This is a genomic window from Streptomyces sp. NBC_00091 (assembly GCF_026343185.1).
Lineage (GTDB): Bacteria > Actinomycetota > Actinomycetes > Streptomycetales > Streptomycetaceae > Streptomyces.
The window spans coordinates 101,221-121,576 of sequence record NZ_JAPEMA010000003.1; the positions used below are offsets into that span (position 1 = coordinate 101,221).

The following is a 20,356-nucleotide window of genomic DNA, read 5'->3' on the forward strand; positions in this document are numbered from 1 at the left end:
CCAGCCGTCGGCGAGGATCTGGTGGTAGGTGAGGGCCAGGCGGTGGCGGTCCTCGCGGCCGGGGCCGCCGGCCTCCCGGACGAGGAGGAAGCGGAGCAGCGGCGGGCGGGCCAGGTCGAAGGGCCGCGCCCGCTCGGCCGCGAGCAGCGCCCCGGCGGTCGCGGCGCCCGTCCCGGCCGGGGTCTCGGTCCAGTCGAGCGGTATCTCGCGGTGCCGGGTCTGGGCGAGGTGCCCGCCGGTTCCGGGGGCGAACGCCGCGCGCAGGGCGGGGTGCCGGGCGAGCAGGGCGCCGGCGGCGACGCGCAGCCGGGCCGGGTCGACGGGTCCGTCGAGCGTGAGGATGAGCTGGGCGGTGTAGTCCTCGGCGTGGAAGGCGAGGCCCTCCTGGACGGGGGTGAGCGCCACGGCGGCCGCGTCCTCGTCCGCCGGTCCGTCCGGTGCCGTGGGAGCGGAGAGCCGTACGGCGAGGGCGGCGGCGGTCGGGGACTCGAAGACGGCGCGGACCCGCAGTTCGGTGCCCAGTTCGGCGCGGATGCGGCTGACCAGGCGGATCGCGAGGAGGGAATTGCCGCCGAGGGCGAAGAAGTTCGTGTCGGGGCCGGCCGCCCCGTCGGTGCCGAGCACTTCGGCGAAGATCCGGCACAGGTCGGCTTCGAGGGCTGTGGCGGGGGCGCGGCCGGCGGGCGCGGTGTCCGGCGCGCTCGGGTCCGGCCGGTCCGTCTCCGGCTCCGGCTCCGGCTCCGGCCGCTTCCGCGGCTCCGGTTCCCGTACGAGGACGCCGTGGCGGGTCCGGTGGGCGCGGACGCCGGTGCCGCGCAGGGCGCCGCCCGGTCCGTCGGCCGTCCACAGCTCGCCGGTGACCCCTGGCGGGACCGGGCGGCCCTCGGCGTCGAGGATCCGCTCGGGCGCGTCCAGCAGGGCCTGGAGCTCGTCCGAGGAGAGCATCCCGGCCGTGCCGACGGGCGTGTCGGGGTGGCGGGCCAGGGCGTCGAGCAGCCGCTGGAAGCGTTCGGCCAGAGCCTGCGCGGTCTCGGGGTCGAAGAGGTCGGCGGCGTATTCGAGGGATCCGGCGAGCCCGGCGGGGGCGCCGTCGGGGCCGTGGTGCTCGGTGACGGTCAGGGCCAGGTCGAACTTGGCGATGCGGGCGGCCGCCCGGTGGGGTGCGACCGCCAGACCCTCGAGCGCCGGGCGGGCCGCGGCGGTGTTCTGGAGGGTGAGCATGACCTGGAAGAGGGGGTGCCGGGCGAGGGAGCGGACCGGGTTGAGGACGTCCACGAGCCGTTCGAACGGCACGTCCTGGTGGGCGAACGCGGCCAGGTCGAACTCCCGGACGCGGCCGAGGAGTTCGCGGAAGGTCGGGGCGCCGGACAGGTCGGTGCGCAGCACCAGGGCGTTCACGAAGAAGCCGACGAGCTGATCGAGCTCCTCGTCGGAGCGCCCGGCCACGGGAGTGCCGAGGGGGATGTCGGTGCCGGCGCCGTGACGGTGCAGGAGGGTGGCGAGAGCGGCCTGGACGGCCATGAACAGGCTGGTCCCGGTCTCCCCCGCGAGGGCCAGCAGCCGCGCGTGCAGACCGGCGTCGAGGTCGAAGCGCACCGCCGAACCGACATGACTGGCCCGCGCCGGACGCGGCCGGTCGACGGGCAGCCGGATCTCCTCCGGCAGGCCCTCCAGGGCCTTGCTCCAGTGGGCCAGCTGGCGGGCCGCCAGGCTGTCGGGGTCGGTTTCGTCGCCGAGGAGTTCGTGCTGCCAGAGGGTGTAGTCGGCGTACTGGACGGGGAGCGGCGACCAGGCCGGGGCGGTGCCGGTGCGGCGGGCCGCATACGCCTGGGCCAGGTCGCGGGCCAGTGGCTCCAGGGACCAGCCGTCGCCCGCGATGTGGTGGAGCACCACCACCAGGACGTGCTCGGTGTCCGACACCCGGAACAGGCGGGCGCGGACGGGCAGGTCGGTGGACAGGTCGAAGGGCAGGCGGGAGAACTCCGCCACGGCTTCGTCCAGCGCCGTCTCGTCGGCGGCCTCCGTCACCGCGACCGGCACGGCGCCCTCGGGCAGGATCCGCTGGAGCGGGACGCCGTCCCGCTCCGGGAACACCGTGCGCAGCGACTCGTGCCGGGCCACGACGTCGTCCACCGCACCCGTGAGGGCGGCGGTGTCCAGGTCGCCCGACAACCGCAGCGCCAGGGGGATGTTGTACGTCGCGGAGGGGCCCTCGAGCCGGTGCAGGACCCACAGGCTCTGCTGGGCGTACGAGAGCGGGATCCGGGCGGGCCGGACCGCACGGGTGGGCGCGGGGCGGGCGGGGCCGCCCGAGGCGAGCCGGTCGGCGAGGCCGGCGACGGTCGGGGTGTCGAACAGGGCCCGGACCGGCAGTTCGACGCCGAACCGGGTCCGGATCCGGCTGAGCACGCGCAGGGCGAGCAGCGAATGGCCGCCGAGCGCGAAGAAGTCGTCGTCGATGCCGACGCGGTCGACGCCGAGCAGCTCCGCGAAGACGGCGCACAGCTCCTCGTCGCGGCCGTCGCGCGGGCCCCGTGCGGGGGCGGTGGCGGCTTCGGGGTCCGCGGCCGGGGCGGGCAGGGCCCGTACGTCCAGCTTGCCGTTACCCGTCAGCGGCAGCCGCTCCAGCACCACCACCGACGAGGGCACCATGTACGACGGCAACTCCACCGCCGCATACGCCCGCACCACAGCCGGATCAACACCATCACCCACCACATACGCGACCAGCCGCGCATCACCCGCCACGTCCTCACGGACCACGGCCACCGCACGCCGCACCCCCGCAAGCCGCTCCAGCACCGCAGCGACCTCACCCGGCTCGACACGGAAACCACGCAACTGCACCTGGTCATCCGCACGACCCACAAAATCCAGACACCCATCCGCACGCATCCGCACCAGATCACCCGTCCGGTACATCAACCCACCCGGACCACCGAACGGACACGCCACGAACCGCGAAGCCGTCAACCCCGCCCGACCCAGATACCCACGCGCCAACTGCTCACCAGCCACATACAACTCACCCACCACACCCGGCGGCACCAGACCCAACCGCCCGTCCAGCACGTGAGCGCGCGTGTTCCAGACGGGCCGGCCGATGGTGACCGGGCCGGGCGGCAGGGCCTGTCCCGGCTCTACGCGCGCGGCGATGCAGCCGACGGTGGTCTCGGTGGGTCCGTACTCGTTGACGACGGCCGCGCCGGGGTGGCGGGTGCGCCACGGGGCGAGGGCTTCGGCGGTGAGCTGTTCGCCGCCGAGGACGAGTTCGGTGGGCAGGCCGGGGGTCAGCAGGGGCGGGAGGGCGTCGAGGAGGGCGAGGTGGCTGGGCGTGGCCTTGAGGAAGGTCGCGCTGCCGGGCTCGGTCGTGTCCAGGGCTCGGGTGACCACCCGGCCGCCGGCGAGGAGCGGGCCGAAGAGGGCGGTGACGGTGAGGTCGAAGGTGACGGGCGAGTGTGCGGGCGCGGCGCCGGACAGGGCCGGGTAGGCGTGGCGGGCCCAGCGCAGGTAGGCGCAGAGGGCCCGGTGTTCGACGGCGACGAGCTTGGGCCGGCCCGTGGAGCCGGAGGTGGCGATGGCGTACGAGGGGTGCCGGGGCAGCAGCCGCGGGACGCTCCCGGGCCGGGCCGCGCCGGCGGGCGCGGTCTCCGGCGCGGTGTCCGGCGCGGTGTCCGGCGCGGTGTCCGGCTCGGCGGCGAAGGCCGCCGTGGGGGGAGCCAGGACCCTCACCCCGGCCGGGAGAGCCGCGGAGCCGTCCGTCACGGCCAGGGTCGCGCCCGCCTCGTCGAGCAGGGCGGCGGTCCGCGCGGCCGGGTGGCCGGGGGGCAGCGGGAGGTAGGCGGCGCCGGACGTGAGGATGCCGAGGAGGGTGACCAGGAGGTCCGGGGAGGGCGCCAGGGCCACGGCGACGAAGGTCTCGGGGCGGGCGCCGTGCGCGGTGAGGAGGCGGGCGAACCGGTCGGCCCGGGCGCTCAGTTCGCGGTAGGTGAGGGTGGTGTCACCGTCCTCCACGGCCACCGCGTCCGGGGTGCGGGAGACCTGCTCGGCGAAGAGCTCGGGCAGGGTCGCCTGCGGCAGCGGGTGCGCGGAGTCGTCGCGGTCGGGCAGGACGCGGGCGCGGTCGGCGGGGCTCAGCAGGTCCAGGTCGGCCACCGGCAGGTCCGGGTGGGCGGCGGCCTCGCGCAGGAGCCGGACGAAGCGGTCGGCGAGTGCGGTGGCGGTCGCGGGGTCGAACCGGTCCAGGGCGTAACCGAGCAGGCAGGAGGCGCCGCCCTCGGCGAGGGCGGTGACGGTCAGGGTGAGGTCGGTCTTCGCGGCGTCGACGGCGACCGGCAGGGCGGTGGCGGACAGGCCGGGCAGGTCGAGGCGGGGGGCGGCGGTGTTCTGGAGGGTGAGCAGGACCTGGAAGAGCGGGTGGCGGTCGGCCGAGCGGACGGGGGCCAGTTCCTCCACGAGGCGCTCGAACGGCAGGTCCTCGTGCGCGTAGGCGGCCAGGACCGTTTCGCGGACGCGGGCGAGGAGTTCGCGGAAGGTGGGGGCTCCGGACAGGTCCGTGCGCAGCACCAGGGTGTTGACGAAGCATCCGACGAGGTCCTGGAGGTCCTCCTCGGGGCGGCCGGCGACGGGTGATCCGAGGGGGATGTCGGTCCCGGCGCCGTGGCGGTGCAGGAGGGTGGCGAGGGCCGCGTGCAGGACCATGAAGAGGCTGGCGTTCTCGCGGTGGGCCAGGGCGGTCAGGGCCGTGTGGAGGCCGGCGTCGAGGTCGAAGCGGACGGTCGCACCGGCCTGGGTGGCGCGGGCCGGGCGGGGCCGGTCGGCGGGGAGCCGCACCTCCTCCGGCAGGCCCTCCAGGACCTTGCTCCAGTGGGCCAGCTGGCGGGCCGCCAGGCTGTCGGGGTCGGCTTCGTCGCCGAGGAGTTCGTGCTGCCAGAGGGTGTAGTCGGCGTACTGGACGGGGAGCGGCGACCAGGCCGGGGCGGTGCCGGTGCGGCGGGCCGCATACGCCTGGGCCAGGTCACGGGCCAGTGGCTCCAGGGACCAGCCGTCGCCCGCGATGTGGTGGAGCACCACCACCAGGACGTGCTCGGTGTCCGACACCCGGAACAGGCGGGCGCGGACGGGCAGGTCGGCGGACAGGTCGAAGGGCAGGCGGGAGAACTCCGCCACCGCCCCGTCCAGCGCCGTCTCATCGGCGGCCTCCGTCACCGCGACCGGCACGGCGCCCTCGGGCAGGATCCGCTGGAACGGAACACCGTCCCGCTCCGGGAACACCGTGCGCAGCGACTCGTGCCGGGCCACCACATCACCCACCGCACCCGTCAGCGCGGCGGTATCCAGGTCGCCGGTCAGCCGCAGCGCCAGGGGGATGTGGTAGGCCGGGGAGTGATCGCCGAGGCGGTGGGCGAGCCACAGGCGGCGCTGGGCGAAGGACAGCGGGATCACGGGGTCTCCTCCGGACGGGGGCGCGGCCGGGGGCGCAGGGTGGGCCGGGCAGGGACGGTGGTGGCCGGTGTCCCGGCCTGCGGACGGGCGAGGCGTTCCAGCAGGGCGCGCACCGTGGGCGCCTCGAAGAGGTCGGGGACGGCCGGCCGGCGGCCGGGCCGGGTACGCAGCCGGTTGACCAGCCGCACCGCGAGGACGGAGTGGCCGCCGAGGTCGAAGAAGCTGTCGTCGACGCCGACCCGCTCCACGCCGAGGATCTCGGCGAACAGCGCGCACAGTTCCGCTTCCTCGGCAGTGGCGGGGGCGGCGGCGGGTGCCGTGTCCGCGGCCGGGGCGGGCAGGGCCCGTACGTCCAGCTTGCCGTTACCCGTCAGCGGCAGCCGCTCCAGCACCACCACCGACGAGGGCACCATGTACGACGGCAACTCCACCGCCGCATACGCCCGCACCACAGCCGGATCAACACCATCACCCACCACATACGCGACCAGCCGCGCATCACCCGCCACGTCCTCACGGACCACGGCCACCGCACGCCGCACCCCCGCAAGCCGCTCCAGCACCGCAGCGACCTCACCCGGCTCAACACGGAAACCACGCAACTGCACCTGGTCATCCGCACGACCCACAAAATCCAGACACCCATCCGCACGCATCCGCACCAGATCACCCGTCCGGTACATCAACCCACCCGGACCACCGAACGGACACGCCACGAACCGCGAAGCCGTCAACCCCGCCCGACCCAGATACCCACGCGCCAACTGCTCACCAGCCACATACAACTCACCCACCACACCCGGCGGCACCAGACCCAACCGCCCGTCCAGCACGTAGGGCCGGACCCCGGGGAGGGTGGTGCCGACAGGGCTGCCGAGGGCGGGGCCGCCGTGGGCGTCGGCGGGGGTGAGCACCCGGTGGGTGAGGTGGACGGTGGTCTCGGTGATCCCGTACATGTTGACCAGCTCGGGGCTCCGGCCCCGGTCCTGCCGGCGTTCGAACCAGTCGGCGAGGCGGGCCGGCTCGAGGGCCTCGCCGCCGAACACGACGTAGCGCAGGGCGAGTTCGGGGCCTGCCGGCCCGGCGGCGGCGTCGGCGGCGTCGAGCTGGTGGAAGGCGGACGGGGTCTGGCTGAGCACGGTGACGCCTTCTCGGGCGAGCAGCGCACGGAACTCGTCGGGGTCGCGGGAGGTCGCGTACGGGACGACGACGAGCCGTCCGCCGTGCAGGAGCGCTCCCCACAGTTCCCAGACGGAGAAGTCGAAGGACGCGGAGTGGAAGAGGGTCCAGACGTCGTCTCCGGTGATGGTGAGGTGCCGGCGGGCGGCGTCCATCAGGCGCAGGACGTTGCGGTGGGGGACGACGACTCCCTTGGGCCGGCCCGTGGAGCCGGAGGTGTGGATGACGTACGCGGGGTGCTCGGGCCGCAGCGGTACCGTGCGGTCGGCGTCGGTGACCGGCGCGGCCGGCGCATCGGCGCCGTCGGCCCCCTCGGTGGCGACGGAGAGGACGGGGATACCGTCGGGCAGCGGACCGGTGCCGTCAGCGGTGACCACGGCGACCGGCCGGACGTCGGCGAGCATCGCGGCGATCCGGCCGGCCGGCTGGGCGGGGTCGACGGGGACGTAGGCGGCGCCGGAGACGAGGACGCCCAGGAGGGCGGTGACCAGGTCCGTGCCGCGCGGCAGCAGGACGGCGACGTACCGCTCGGGGCCGGCGCCGTGGGCGATCAGACGCCGGGCGAGGCGGTTGGCGCGCGCGGCCAGCCCGGCGTACGTGAGGGTGGTGCCGGCGTGGGTGACGGCGGGTGCGTCGGGGGTGCGGGCCGCCCGGTCGAGGAAGGCGTCGGCCAGGTTGCCGGTCGGCGGGAGGGCGGGCGCGCGGTCCGGGAGCAGCAGCCGCCGCTCGTGCGGGGGCAGCGGGTCGAGGCCCGCGAGCGGGGCGTCGGGCCGGTCGACGGCGGCGCGCAGCAGGTGGCCGAAGCGGTCGGCGAGGGCCTGCGCGGTCTCGTGGTCGAACAGGTCGACGGCGTAGCCGAGGGTGGCGTCGATGCCGGCCGGAGTACCGTCGGCGGCCGTTCGGTCGGTCAGCGTCAGCTGGAGGTCGAACTTGGCCGTGGTGACGGCCGTCGGCTCGACGCGGGCGGCCAGGCCGGGCATCGGCGGACGGGCACCGGCGGTCTCGTCCTGGAAGGCGAGCATGACCTGGAAGAGGGGGTGCCGGGCGAGGGAGCGGACCGGGTTGAGGACGTCGACGAGCCGTTCGAACGGCACGTCCTGGTGGGCGAAGGCGGCCAGGTCGGTGTCCTTCACCCGGGCGAGGAGTTCGCGGAAGGTCGGGGCGCCGGACAGGTCGGTGCGCAGCACCAGGGTGTTGACGAAGAACCCGGCGAGGTCCTCGACGGCGGCGTCCCCGCGTCCCGCGACGACGGTGCCGAGGGGGATGTCGGTGCCGGCGCCGTGACGGTGCAGGAGGGTGGCGAGAGCGGCCTGGACGGCCATGAACAGGCTCGTCCCGGTCTCCCCCGCGAGGGCCAGCAGCCGCGCGTGCAGACCGGCGTCCAGCCCGAACCGCACCGCCGAACCGACATGACTGGCCCGCGCCGGACGCGGCCGGTCGGCGGGGAGCCGCACCTCCTCCGGCAGGCCCTCCAGGGCCTTGCTCCAGTGGGCCAGCTGACGGGCCGCCAGACTGCCGGGATCGGCCTCCTCGCCCAGCAGCTCACGCTGCCACAGCGCGTAATCGGCGTACTGGACGGGGAGCGGCGACCAAGCCGGAGCGGTACCGGTGCGGCGGGCCGCATACGCCTGCGCCAGGTCACGGGCCAGCGGCTCCAGGGACCAGCCGTCACCGACGATGTGGTGCAACACGACCACCAGGACGTGCTCGGTGTCCGAGAGGCGGAACAGCCGGGCGCGGAGGGGCAGTTCGGCGGACAGGTCGAAGGGCAGACGGCAGAACTCCGCCACCGCCCCGTCCAGCGCCGTCTCGTCGGCGGCCTCCGTCACCGCGACCGGCACGACAGCCTCGGGCAGGATCCGCTGGAACGGGACGCCGTCCCGCTCCGGGAACACCGTGCGCAGCGCCTCGTGCCGGGCCACCACATCACCCACCGCACCCGTCAGCGCGGCGGTGTCCAGGTCGCCCGACAACCGCAGCGCCAGCGGGATGTTGTACGTCGCGGACCCGGGGTCCACCCGGTTGAGCAGCCACAGGCGGCGCTGGGCGTACGAGAGCGGCACCCGGGCGGGGCGGACGGCGGGCGTCAGCGCGGGGCGGCCCTCGGCGGGCTCGGGCAGGCGCGCCGCGAGGGCGGCGGGAGTGGGGGTCTCGAAGACGTCGCGGAGTTCGAGTTCGGCGCCGGTACGGGCGCGGACCCGGTTGACGAGGCGGACGGCGAGGAGGGAGTGGCCGCCGAGCGCGAAGAACCCGTCGTCGGGGCCCACCTCGTCGGCGCCGAGGAGTTCGGCGAACAGTTCGCGCAGCAGCAGTACCCGGCGGGCCGTGGCGGGCGTGGCGGCGCCGGCCGGGGTCCGCGCGGGGGTGGTCGGGAGGGACCCGGGCACGGTCGTCGCGGCCGTCGCGGCCGTCGCGGCCGTCGCCGGGGCGGACGGCAGGGGGTGGGCCGACAGCGGGAGGTCCGGGGCGCCGGCGAGGCCGGTGAGGAGCTCGGTGAAGGCGTCGGCGAGGGAGCGGGCCGTGGCCGGGTCGAAGAGGTCGCGGGCGTATTCGAGGGTGCAGGCGAATCCGCCGGACCGGGTCTCCACGTCGAGCTTGAGGTCGAACTTGGCCGTGCCGGTGGCCAGCGGGAGCGGCTCGACCGTCAGTGCGTCCAGCTGCGGCACGGCCCGTCCGTCGCCGTCCTTCAGGGAGAGCATGACCTGGAAGAGGGGGTGCCGGGCGAGGGAGCGGTGCGGGGCCAGCGCGTCGACGAGCCGCTCGAACGGCACGTCCTGGTGGGCGAAGGCGGCCAGGTCGGTCTCCTTCACCCGGGCGAGGAGCGCGCGGTACGAGGGGTCGCCGCCGGTGTCGGTGCGCAGCACCAGCGTGTTGACGAACAGGCCGACGATGTCGTGGGCGGCCTGGTCGGTGCGGCCGGCGACCGGGGAGCCCAGCGGGATGTCGGTGCCCGCGCCGAGCCGGGTCAGCAGCGCGGCGAAGGCCGCCTGGACGGCCATGAAGGTGCTGGCGCCCTCGGCGCGCGCGGCCCGTTCGAGGGCGCGGCGGACCTCGCCGGGGACGGTGAAGGCGTGGTGGCCGCCGCGGAAGGTGGGCCGGGCGGGCCGGGGCCGGTCGACGGGCAGGGGCAGCTGGTCGGGCAGGCCGGCCAGGGTGCGGGTCCAGTGGGCGAGCTGGCGGCCGGCGCGGCTGTCCGGGTCGGACTCGTCGCCGAGGAGTGCGCGCTGCCACAGGGTGTGGTCCGCGTACTGGACCGGGAGCGGCGACCAGGCGGGGGCGGCGCCGGCGCGGCGGGCGGCGTAGGCGGTGACCAGGTCGCGGGCCAGGGGTTCGAGGGACCACCCGTCGCCCGCGATGTGGTGGAGCAGGACCAGCAGCACGTGTTCGCGCTCGCCGAGGCGGAACAGGCGGGCGCGCACGGGGAGTTCGCGGTCGAGGTCGAAGCCCTCACGGACGGCGGCGGTCAGTGCCGCGGGCAGCCGGTCGGCGGTGACGGGGACGGCGGGCAGGCCGGGGCGGGAGCGGCCGGGGTCCTGGACGCTCTGGAAGGGCTCTCCGTCGTGGTCGGGGAACAGGGTGCGCAGGCTCTCGTGGCGTGCCGTGACGTCGCCGAGCGCGGCGTGCAGCGCGGCGGCGTCGAGGTCGCCGGTGAGGCGCAGCGCGAAGGGGAGGTTGTAGGTGGCGGTGCGGCCTTCCAGCCGGTGCAGGAACCACAGGCGCTGCTGGGCGTAGGACAGCGGCAGCCTGGCGGGGCGGGCGGCGGGCAGGAGCGGCGGGCGGGCCGTCGGCGCGGCGGCGCCCGCCACGGGTCCGCCGGCCGGTCCGCCGGCCGGGTCGTGCGGGCGGCCGGCCGCGCCGGCCAGGAGCGTGGCCAGGGCGGCCGGTGTGGGCGCGTCGAACAGGGCCCGGAGTTCGACCTCGGCTCCGGTACGGGCCCGCAGCGCGTTCACCACGCGCAGGGCGAGCAGGGAGTGGCCCCCCAGGTCGAAGAAGTTGTCCTCGGCGCCGATCGCGTCGCGGCCGAGGACCTCGGCGAACACCGCGCAGACGGTCCGCTCGGCCTCGGTGGCCGGGGCCCGGCCGGCGGTGCGGCGGGCCGGGTCCGGCGCGGGCAGCGCGGCCCGGTCGAGTTTGCCGTTGGGGCCGAGCGGCAGCGCGTCCAGCACCACGAAGGCGGCGGGCACCATGTAGTCGGGCAGCAGCGCGGCCAGGTGCCGGCGCAGTGCGGCGGGCTCCGGGGCCGCCGTGCCGGGCGCGGGCACGGCGTACGCGGTGAGCCGGGCGTCCCCGGTGGCGTCGTCGGCGCGCAGCAGTACGGCCGCCCGTGCGACGGCGGGGTGGCGGACCAGCGCGGCCTCGATCTCGCCGGGCTCGACGCGGACGCCGCGCACCTTGAGCTGGCCGTCGGCGCGGCCGAGTACGTCGAGGCGGCCGTCGGCGCGCCAGCGGACCAGGTCGCCGGTGCGGTACATGAGGGAGCCGGGGGCGCCGAAGGGGCAGGCGACGAACCGTTCGGCGGTGGCGGCGGGGCGGTCGAGGTAGCCGCGGGCGAGGCCGGGGCCGGCGACGTACATTTCGCCGCCGACGCCGGTGGGGACGGGGCGCAGCCGCTCGTCGAGGACGTAGACGCGGCTGTTCCACAGCGGACGGCCGATGGAGACGGGGCCGCCGCCGGGGTTCTCGGGCATCCGGTCGAGGTGGGTGACGTCGATGGTCACCTCGGTGGAGCCGTACTTGTAGTGCACGGACACGCCGTCGAGGACGCGGCGGGTGTGGGCGAGGAGTTCGCCGGTGAGCGCCTCGCCGCCGATGAACAGGCGGCGCAGCGGGGTGGGGCCGGCGCCGGGTCCGGACTGGAGGTGCTCCAGGAACACGGAGAGCATGGACGGTACGAAGTGGACGGTGGTGACGCCCTCGGAGCGGATCAGGCGGGCCAGGTAGGCGGGGTCGCGGTGGCCCTGGGCGGCGGCCACCACGGTGCGGGCGCCGGTCTGCAGCGGCCAGAAGAACTCCCAGACGGAGACGGTGAATCCGGTCGGCGTCTTGTGCAGCACGCGGTCGTCGGGGCGCAGCCGGTAGGTGTCCTGGAGCCAGGCCAGCAGGTGGGTGATGGAGGCGTGCGAGACGGTGACGCCCTTGGGGCGGCCGGTGGAGCCCGAGGTGAAGATCGTGTAGGCGGGGTGCGCGGGCAGCAGCGGGGCGTGGCGGTCGGCGTCGGTGAGGTCGTGCTCGGGCAGGGCGGCGACCGCGGCGCGGGTGGCGGGGTCGTCGAGGAGGACCAGGCCGGGGCCGGGCGGCACGGCCGGGCCGGCGGAGGCGGCGGTGATCACGAGGGCGGGGGCGGCGTCGGCGACCATCTGGGCGGTGCGCGCCTCGGGGTAGTCCGGGTCCACGGGGACGTAGGCGGCGCCGGACTTGGCGACGGCGTGGGCGGCGACCAGCAGGTCGGCGGAGCGCGGCAGGAGCAGGGCGACGCGTCGCTCGGGGCCCGCGCCGCGCGCCACGAGCAGCCGGGCGAGCCGGTTGGCGGCCGCGTTGAACTCGGCGTAGGTCAAGCTGGTGGCGCCGTCGACGACGGCGACGGCGTCGGGCGTGCGGGCCGCCTGCTCCTCGAAGGCCGCGGCGAGGGTGGTGGGGCGTACGGGGCGGCCGGTGTCGTTCCACTCGGTGAGCAGCCGGTGGCGTTCGGCCGGGTCGACGACCTCGAAAGCGTGGACGCGGCGGCCCGGGTGGTGGGCGGCCTGGGTGAGCAGGGACACGAAACGGCGGGCGATCGCGCGGACGGTGGCGGGGTCGAACAGGTCCTGGGCGTACTCCAGGGTGCAGTCGAAGCCGTCGGCGGTCGCGGCGGCGCCGTCGACGTCGAGCTTGAGGTCGAACTTGGCGGTGCCGGTGGCCAGCGGAAGGGTTTCGGCGCGCAGTCCTTCGAGGTCCGGCACGGCGCCGAGGCGCTCGCGCATCGACAGCATGACCTGGAAGAGGGGGTGGCGGGCGGTCGAGCGGGCCGGGGCGAGGAGCTCCACCAGCCGCTCGAACGGCACGTCCTGGTGGGCGAAGGCGGCGAGGTCGGTCTCCTTCACCCGGGCGAGGAGTTCGCGGAAGGTCGGGTCGCCGCTCGTGTCGGTGCGCAGCACCAGGGTGTTGACGAAGAAGCCGACGAGGTCGTGTGCGGCCTGGTCGGTGCGGCCGGCGACCGGGGAGCCCAGCGGGATGTCGGTGCCCGCGCCGAGCCGGGTCAGCAGCGCGGCGAAGGCGGCCTGGACGGCCATGAAGGCGGTGGCGCCCTCGGCGCGCGCGGTCTCCTCCAGGGCGCGCCGCACTTCGCCGGGCACGCGGAAGCGGACGGTCGCGCCGCGCAGGCTGGGGCGGGCGGGGCGGGGCCGGTCGACGGGCAGCGGCAGCTGGTCGGGCAGACCCGCCAGGGCCCGGGTCCAGTGGGCGGTGCCGCGGGCGGCGGCGCTGTCGGGGTCGGACTCGTCGCCGAGCAGCGCGCGCTGCCACAGGGTGTGGTCGGCGTACTGGACGGTGAGGGGCGCCCAGGCGGGGGCGCTGCCGGTCAGCCGGGCGCGGTAGGCCTCGGCGAGGTCGCGGGCGAGCGGGCCCATGGAGGTGCCGTCGCCGGCGATGTGGTGGACCAGCACCAGCAGGACGTACGTGTCCTCGGCGGTGCGGAACAGGTGGGCGCGCAGCGGGAGTTCACCGGCGAGGTCGAAGCGGTGGCCGGCTTCGGCGGCGAGGGCCGCCGCGAGGGCGTCCTCGGTGACGGCGGTGACGGGCAGGGCGGGCCGGGTGGCGGGGCCGGCGTCCTGGACCAGCTGGTGGGGTTCGCCCTCGTGCTCGCGGAACACGGTGCGCAGGCTCTCGTGCCGGTCGGTGACGTCGCCGAGGGCGGCGTGCAGGGCCGTGGTGTCCAGGCGGCCGGTCAGGCGCAGGACGAGGGGGACGTTGTAGGCGGCCGAGGGGCCTTCGAGGCGCTCCATGAACCACAGCCGCCGCTGGGCGTACGAGAGCGGCAGCCGGTCGGGCCGGACGGCGGGCAGCAGCGCCGGGGCCCCTGCGGCGCGGTCCGGGCGGGCGGCGGCAGCGGACGCGTCCCGGTCGAGGCGTTCGGCGAGCCAGGAGACGACGGGGGCGTCGAAGAGGGCGCGGATGTCGAGGTCGGTGTCGAAGGCGGCGCGGACGCGGTTGACGACCCGGGTGGCCAGCAGGGAGTTCCCGCCCAGGTCGAAGAAGTTGTCGTCGATGCCGACCCGTTCGACGCCGAGGGCTTCGGCGAAGAAGGCGCACAGCCGCTCCTCGACGGGCGTGCGGGGGCCGCGGCCCCCGTCCCGGGCGGCGGGCGCGGGCAGGGCGCGCCGGTCGAGCTTGCCGTTGGGGGTCAGCGGCAGCCGGTCCAGCGGTACGACGGCGGAGGGGACCATGTATCCGGGCAGGAGGGCCGCGACATGCGCGCGCAGCGCCTCCGGCCCGGGCACCGCCCCGGAGGCCCCGTCGGCCTCGGCGGGTACGGCGGGTACGGCGTAGCAGATCAGGCGGGGGTCGCCGGGGCGGTCCTCGCGGACGACGGCGGCCGCGCGGGCGACGGCGGGGTGGGTGAGGAGGGCTGCCTCGACGTCGCCGAGTTCGATGCGGAAGCCGCGCACCTTGACCTGGGCGTCGGCGCGGCCGAGGTATTCGAGGGTGCCGTCGGCCCGTCGGCGCACCACGTCGCCGGTGCGGTACATGCGCTCGCCCGGGTCGCCGTAGGGGCAGGCGACGAACCGCTCGGAGGTCAGCGCGGGCCGGGCGAGGTAGCCGCGGGCCACTCCGCTGCCCGCGACGTACAGCTCGCCGGGCACCCCGGGCGGCACCGGGCGCAGCCGGTCGCCCAGCACGTACAGGCGGGTGCCGGGGCGGGGGCCGCCGACGGGCACGCGGGCCGGGTCCGGGCGGCCGTCGTCGAGCCAGCCGGTGGCGTAGACGGTGACCTCGGTGGGCCCGTACAGGTTGGCGACGCGCGCGCCGGGGGCGGCGGCGCGCAGGGCGGTGAGCAGGGCGGGGGTGAGGGCCTCGCCCGCGACGGCGACGGTGGAGACCCGCAGCGGCACGCCGCGGGCGAGGACGGCGGTGAGCGCCGAGGGGATGGCGTTGACGAAGCCCGCTTCGAGCTCCGGGCGCTCCGCCCAGGCCAGCAGGTTCTCCAGGATGCGGACGGTGCCGCCGGCGAGCAGCGGGGTGAGCAGGTCGATGACGGAGACGTCGAAGCCGAGGGAGGCGGCCGCCAGCGAGCTGCCGAAGGCGCTGTCGCCGAGGAACTCCCGGGCCCAGTCGGTGAATTCGACGACGGAGCGGTGCGGTACGACGACGGCCTTGGGGCGTCCGGTGGAGCCGGAGGTGAACAGTGCGTACGCCGCGTTCTCGGGGCCGGGGCCGGCCGGGCGGCGGCGCGCCACGCCCTCGGGGGCGTCGAGGGCGCCGCGCGGGCCGATGGTGAACACCGTCGCGGCGGCGGGCAGGCGGCCGGTGGTGCCGGTGGTGGCGACGGCGCACACGGGGGCCGCGTCGGCCCAGACGGCGGCCAGGCGTGCGGCGGGCCAGGCGGGGTCGACCGGTACGTAGGCGGCGCCGCTCTTGAGGACGGCCCACACGGCGACGACCATGGCGGCCGAGCGGGGCACGGCGAGGGCGACCATGCGCTCGGGGCCCGCGCCGGCCGCGGCGAGGACCTCCGCGAGGGCGTCGGAGGCGGCGTCGAGCTCGGCGTAGGTCAGGGCGGTGCCCGCGTCGTCGAGGACGGCGGTGCGGCCGGGGTGGCGGGCGGCGGCGGCCCGGAAGCCGTCGGTGAGGGTGCGCGGCGCCGCGGGGGCGGGGGTGTCGTTCCACTCCTCCAGGACGAGGCGTCGCTCCTCGGGGGTGAGGACGTCGATGCGGGTGACGTCGTCTTCGGGGGCGGCCAGAGCGAGCAGTTCCACGGCGCGCAGCAGGCGGGCGCCGTGGGCGGCGGCCTCCTCGGGCGCGTACAGGGCGGGGTTGGCGTCGACGGCCAGGGTCAGACCGCGGCCCTCGCCGTGGTCGTGGACGGTGAAGCAGAGGTCGTCGACCGGGCCGGTGGACAGGTTGTGGGGGACGGCCTCGAGTCCGTCGAGGAGCCCGTCGGCGTCGGCGCCCAGCACGTTGACCCAGGGGCCCCACAGCCGGTCGCCGCGGTCGAGTCCGAGGGCCTCGTGCAGCTCCTCGTGGCGGTGGCGCTGGTGGCGCAGGGCCTGGCCGACCTCGTGGGCGACGGCGCGCAACAGTCCGGCGACGGTGGTGCCGGGCCGGGTGGCGATCCGCAGGGGGACGACGTTGGCCGTCATGGCGGGGGTGCGCCGGGCGACGGGGGTCATGCGTGCGGGTACGGGCAGGCCGAGGACGGCCTCGTCGGCGCCGCGCAGCTGTCCGAGGTGAACGGCGGCGGCGCCGATGAAGAGGCCGGCCAGGCCGGTTCCGGCGGTGCGGGCGGCGGCCCGGAGCCGTTCGGCCCGGTCGGCGGGGATGTCCAGGCCGTGGCGCAGCACGGTCGCGGACGGGTCGGCGGTGCGGTCGGCGAGGCTGACGACCTCGGGCAGGCCGGCCATCCGCGCCAGCCAGTACGCGCGGTCACGGCCGTACGCGGGCGAGGCCCGGTAAGCCTCCTCCTCGAGGGCGAGGGCGCGCAGGGCCCCGTCCTCGGCGGGCGGCGGAGTCTCCGCGGCGGCCAGGGCGCGGTAGGTGTCGGAGAGGCGGCGGGCGATCAGCAGGAAGGAGTAGCCGTCGAGGACGAGGTGGTGCGAGCGCACGTACCAGACGACCCGGCCCGGGGCGAGGACGAGCAGCGCGTGCAGGCTCAGCGGCGCGTCGTCGGGGCCGGCGGGGGCGGCGGTGTCGGCCTCCATCCACCGGCGGGCGGCCGCGTGGGGGTCCGGCTCGGCACTGAAGTCCCTGTGGACGAAGGGCACTTCGGTGTCGAGGAGCCGGGCCCGGGTGCCGTCGGGGCCGGCCGGGCACAGCCGCAGCGCCTCGGTGGCGGCGACGGTCGCCCGTACGGCCTCGGTCAGCAGGGCGCGGTCGGCGCCGCCGGTGATGTCGAGGTACTCGGCGACGCGGTAGGGGGCGTCGGGGTACAGCCGGGCGGCGTTCAGGATTCCGGTCTGTGCGGCCGTCAGGGGCCAGGTCGGATCGTGCCGCGGGTCCTGCTCCACCGTTGTTCCCCCTGGTCGGTGCGTGTGGTTGTGGCGGTGCCCGGGTCGGGCCGCTCAGGCGGTCTCGCCCATGGCGACGCGCAGGCTCCTGGGCCGCATGTCGGTCCAGTGCTCCTCGATGTACGCCAGGCAGGTGTCGCGGGGGCTCTCGTCCAGGGCGGTGCGCCAGCCGGAGGGGACCTCGGCGAACGCGGGCCAGAGGCTGTACTGCTCCTCGTCGTTGACGAGTACGAGATAGCCGGCGTCCGGGTCCTCGAACGGGTTGCTCACGGTCGTCCGTCCTTACGGGTGGTGGGTGGATCGGGGCATGGCGGAGCGGGCGGTGCGGTGGGTGCGGGTGCCGACGGGCGGTGGGGCCGGCCGGATCAGTGGGTGAGGCCGCGCACGGCGCTGCGCAGGGCGGCGGCGACGAAGGCCTGGACCCGGTCCAGGTGCTCCTGGAAGGCGAAGTGGCCGCCGGTCAGCACCAGGCGGTCGAAGGGCCCGGTGGTGATCTCGGCCCACTCGGCGAGCGCGTCGACGGGGACGTAGGGGTCGCTGTCGCCGCCGATCGCGGTGACGGGGCAGCCGAAGGGCGGTGCGGGCCGGTAGCGGTAGGCGTCGCAGAGCTCGAAGTCGGCGCGCAGCAGCGGCGAGACGAGGTCCAGGAGTTCGGGGTTGCGGAACACCTCGGCGGGGGTCCCGCCGGTCTTGCGCAGCCACTCGCGGAACTCGTTCTCGGGCAGTTCGTGCAGCGGGCTGCCCTCGGTGCGGGGGCGGCGGCCCGGCATGCCGCTGCCGGACATGAACATGCGGATGGGTTCGGGCAGGCCGGCGCCGACCAGGCGGCGGGTGAGTTCCAGGCCGAGCATGGAGCCCATGCTGTGGCCGAAGACCGCGTACGGCCGGTCGACGAGCGGGACGATCCGCGTCATCAGGGCGTCGAGCAGCGGCTCCACCCGGCGCAGCAGGGGTTCGCCGAACTCGGCGCCCCGGCCGGGCAGTTCCACGGCGTGCACGTCGACGTCGGGTGCCAGTGCCTGGGGCCAGCCGCGGCGGTAGGTCACGGCGCTGCCGCCGGCCCACGGAAGGCAGAACAGCCGTACGGGTGCGTCCGGGCACTCCACGTCCCAAGGCCGACGGACCACGGTTCCCCCAAGATCGCTCGCTCACACGTGTCGTCGCGCTCGACGTTACGGCGGCGCTCGCGCGGGCCACACCCCTGTCGGGGCCCCTGCCGACCCCTGTCCGGGGCCGGCGGCGGCGGGGCGCCGACCTAGTGCTGTGGCCGGAAAGGTTTGCCGGGTCGCGGTGTCCGGTGCGGTGCATCGCAAGGCGGAGGACCGCGTCTCGTACTGGACGTACTTGCGCGGTCCGACAACGCGGCGAGGTGCCGTGCCGGACGCCGTGACCCGGTGAACCATTCCGGTCACAGCACTAGGCCGTGCGCCAGCGGATCCAGCGGGCGGTGGCCAGGAATCCGACGGCGGTCGCGACGGCGAGGACGGCGAGGTCGAAGGCGACGGGGGCGCCGGTGTTCCCGTCGATGGCGCGCCGCACCGCGTCGGCGGCGTAGGTAGGCGGCAGGAGCATGCCGAAGGCCCGTACGGGCCCGGGCAGCGCGTCCGGGGCGACGAGCACGGGCGAGGCCAGGAGCAGCACGAAGGTGACGAGGTTGGTGACCATGCCGATGGTCTCCACGCGTTCCAGGGCGCTGCCGACGGCGATGCCCAGGGCCGCGAGGGAGAGCGCGGCGAGGGGCAGCACCAGCAGCAGGAGCGGGGAGGGGACGAGGGTGTCGTCGTAGAGGAGGACGCCCGCGACGAGCGGCGCGCACAGGCCGGGCAGGGCGAGCAGCAGCCGGGAGAGCACGATGGCGGCGACGAAGGAGGTCCGGCTCAGCGGCAGCGAGGCGTAGTACAGCATCCGGCCGTCGGCCTTCATGATGCCGATGCCCATGGCGAGCGCGCTGAAGCCCTGGGTGGTGGCGGAGAAGACCGCGGCGCCGCCGATGACGGTCACGAGGGTGTCGTGGTCGGGGACGCGGCCGCTGATCCGGGGCAGGCCGAAGACCATGGCCATCGGCATCAGCACGCCGACGACGGCGGTCCACACCCAGGTGGTGCGCACCTGGAGGATCTGTTCCAGCCACAGGAACTTCAGGGCGGTCGCGGCCCGCCGCAGCCGCTCCCCCGCGGGCCGCGCGGGGGCGGGTACGGGCGGCGGTGCGGGCGGCGGTGCGGGTACGGGCCCGGGTGCGGCGGCGCCCGGTGGCGGGGCGGCTTCGCGGCCGTCGTCGAGGCCGAGGTAGACCTGCTCCAGGGTGGGCCTGGCGAGGCGGAACTCCTCGACGCGCTCGGGGGCGTGGCCGCTGGTGACGATGCCGAGGACGGCGGGCGCGGCGCCCGCCCCCGCGTGCACGGTCCAGGTGCCGGGCCGGGGGCCGCGTTCGACCGCGCCGAACGGGCCGAGCCGGTCGAGTTCGGCGGGGGTGAGCGGGGCGTCCGGGCGGACCGTGAGCTCCATGCGGGGGCGCAGGTCGAGCCGGCGGTGCAGCTCGTCGGGGGTGCCGGTGGCGATGAGACGGCCGCCGCGCAGGACGGCGACCTCGTGGACGGCCTGTTCGGCCTCCAGGAGGTTGTGGGTGACCAGCAGGACGGTGGTGCCGTGCCGTTCGCTCTCCTCGGCGACCAGGTCCCACACCAGGCGGCGGTGGCGGGGGTCGAGCTCGTTGGTGGGCTCGTCGAGGACCAGCAGGGAGGGGCGGCCCATCAGGGCCATGCCGAGGTTGGCCATCCGGCGCATGCCGCCGCTGAGCTGGTGCAGGTAGCGGTCGGCGCTGTCCTCCAGGCCGAGCCGGCCCAGCAGGTCGGCGGTCTGCCGGCGGGCGTCGGGCTCGCTCTGGCCGCGGAGCCGGCCGGTGTAGTGCAGGGCCCTGCGCACCTCGATCAGGTCCATGGCGAGCGGGGTCTGCGGCAGGAACCCGGCGGACTCCTTGACCCGGTCGGGGTCGGCGACCACGTCGGTGCCGTCGACGTGGAGGGTGCCGGAGGTGGGCTTCACCAGGCCCAGCACCTGGTGCACGAGCGTGGTCTTGCCCGCGCCGTTGGGGCCGAGCAGGCCGAACACCCGGCCGTCCGGCACGTCCAGGTCGATGCCGTCGTTGGCCCGCACCTCGCGGCCCTGACGGTCGCGGTGGACGCGGGTGAGGCCCCGGATCCGGATCACGCGTCACGCTCGGCGAGCAGCCGGCCCGCCACGTGGCGGCTGAGGGCCTCGGCCGTCGGATGGTCCCAGGCGATGGTGGCGTCGACGGGGAGGCCGTAGCGGTCCTCGATGTCGGCGCACAGGCTCAGCGCGTAGAGCGAGTCGATGCGGTACGAGGACAGGCGGACGTCCGGCGCGATGTCGGCCGGGTCCATCTCGGCGTAGAAGGCGATCTGCTCGATCAGCCACTCCTGGATCGCCGGGGCGTCGTGGGCGACGGCGTCGAAATCTGTTTCGGCGGTCACGGGAATCTCCTGGGGCAGGGCGGCGGCGGTCCCGCGCGGGGA

The 20,356-nt window shown here is 76.0% G+C and carries 6 protein-coding genes (1 of these 6 cut by a window edge); all 6 read right to left on the bottom strand.

The window, feature by feature from the left end:
* Positions 1-5,445: the 5' portion of a non-ribosomal peptide synthetase gene (locus OOK34_RS31795; RefSeq protein ID WP_267037606.1), read on the bottom strand. It extends 7,482 nt beyond the left edge of the window; the window shows 5,445 of its 12,927 coding nt (coding positions 1-5,445); it begins with the start codon at positions 5,443-5,445; its stop codon lies beyond the left edge, outside the window.
* Entirely contained in the window at positions 5,442-16,823 is an 11,382-nt protein-coding gene (locus OOK34_RS31800) for a non-ribosomal peptide synthetase (protein ID WP_267037607.1), read from the bottom strand. Before OOK34_RS31800 ends, OOK34_RS31795 begins: the two co-directional genes overlap by 4 nt.
* Positions 16,824-16,877: 54 nt before the next feature.
* Positions 16,878-17,093 (bottom strand): MbtH family protein, encoded by a 216-nt coding sequence (locus OOK34_RS31805; RefSeq protein WP_267037608.1) that lies wholly within the window; start codon positions 17,091-17,093, stop codon positions 16,878-16,880.
* 95 nt (positions 17,094-17,188) lie between these two features.
* On the bottom strand, positions 17,189-17,950 hold the full coding sequence (locus OOK34_RS31810) for a thioesterase II family protein (RefSeq protein WP_267037609.1): 762 nt from the start codon (positions 17,948-17,950) through the stop codon (positions 17,189-17,191).
* A 289-nt stretch (positions 17,951-18,239) separates the two neighbouring features.
* Positions 18,240-20,030, bottom strand: coding sequence for an ABC transporter ATP-binding protein/permease (locus OOK34_RS31815; protein ID WP_267037610.1), 1,791 nt, complete (start codon positions 20,028-20,030; stop codon positions 18,240-18,242).
* Positions 20,027-20,314 (bottom strand): acyl carrier protein, encoded by a 288-nt coding sequence (locus tag OOK34_RS31820; RefSeq protein ID WP_267037611.1) that lies wholly within the window; start codon positions 20,312-20,314, stop codon positions 20,027-20,029. The genes OOK34_RS31815 and OOK34_RS31820 overlap by 4 nt, the downstream gene beginning before the upstream one ends.
* Positions 20,315-20,356: the final 42 nt, after the last annotated feature.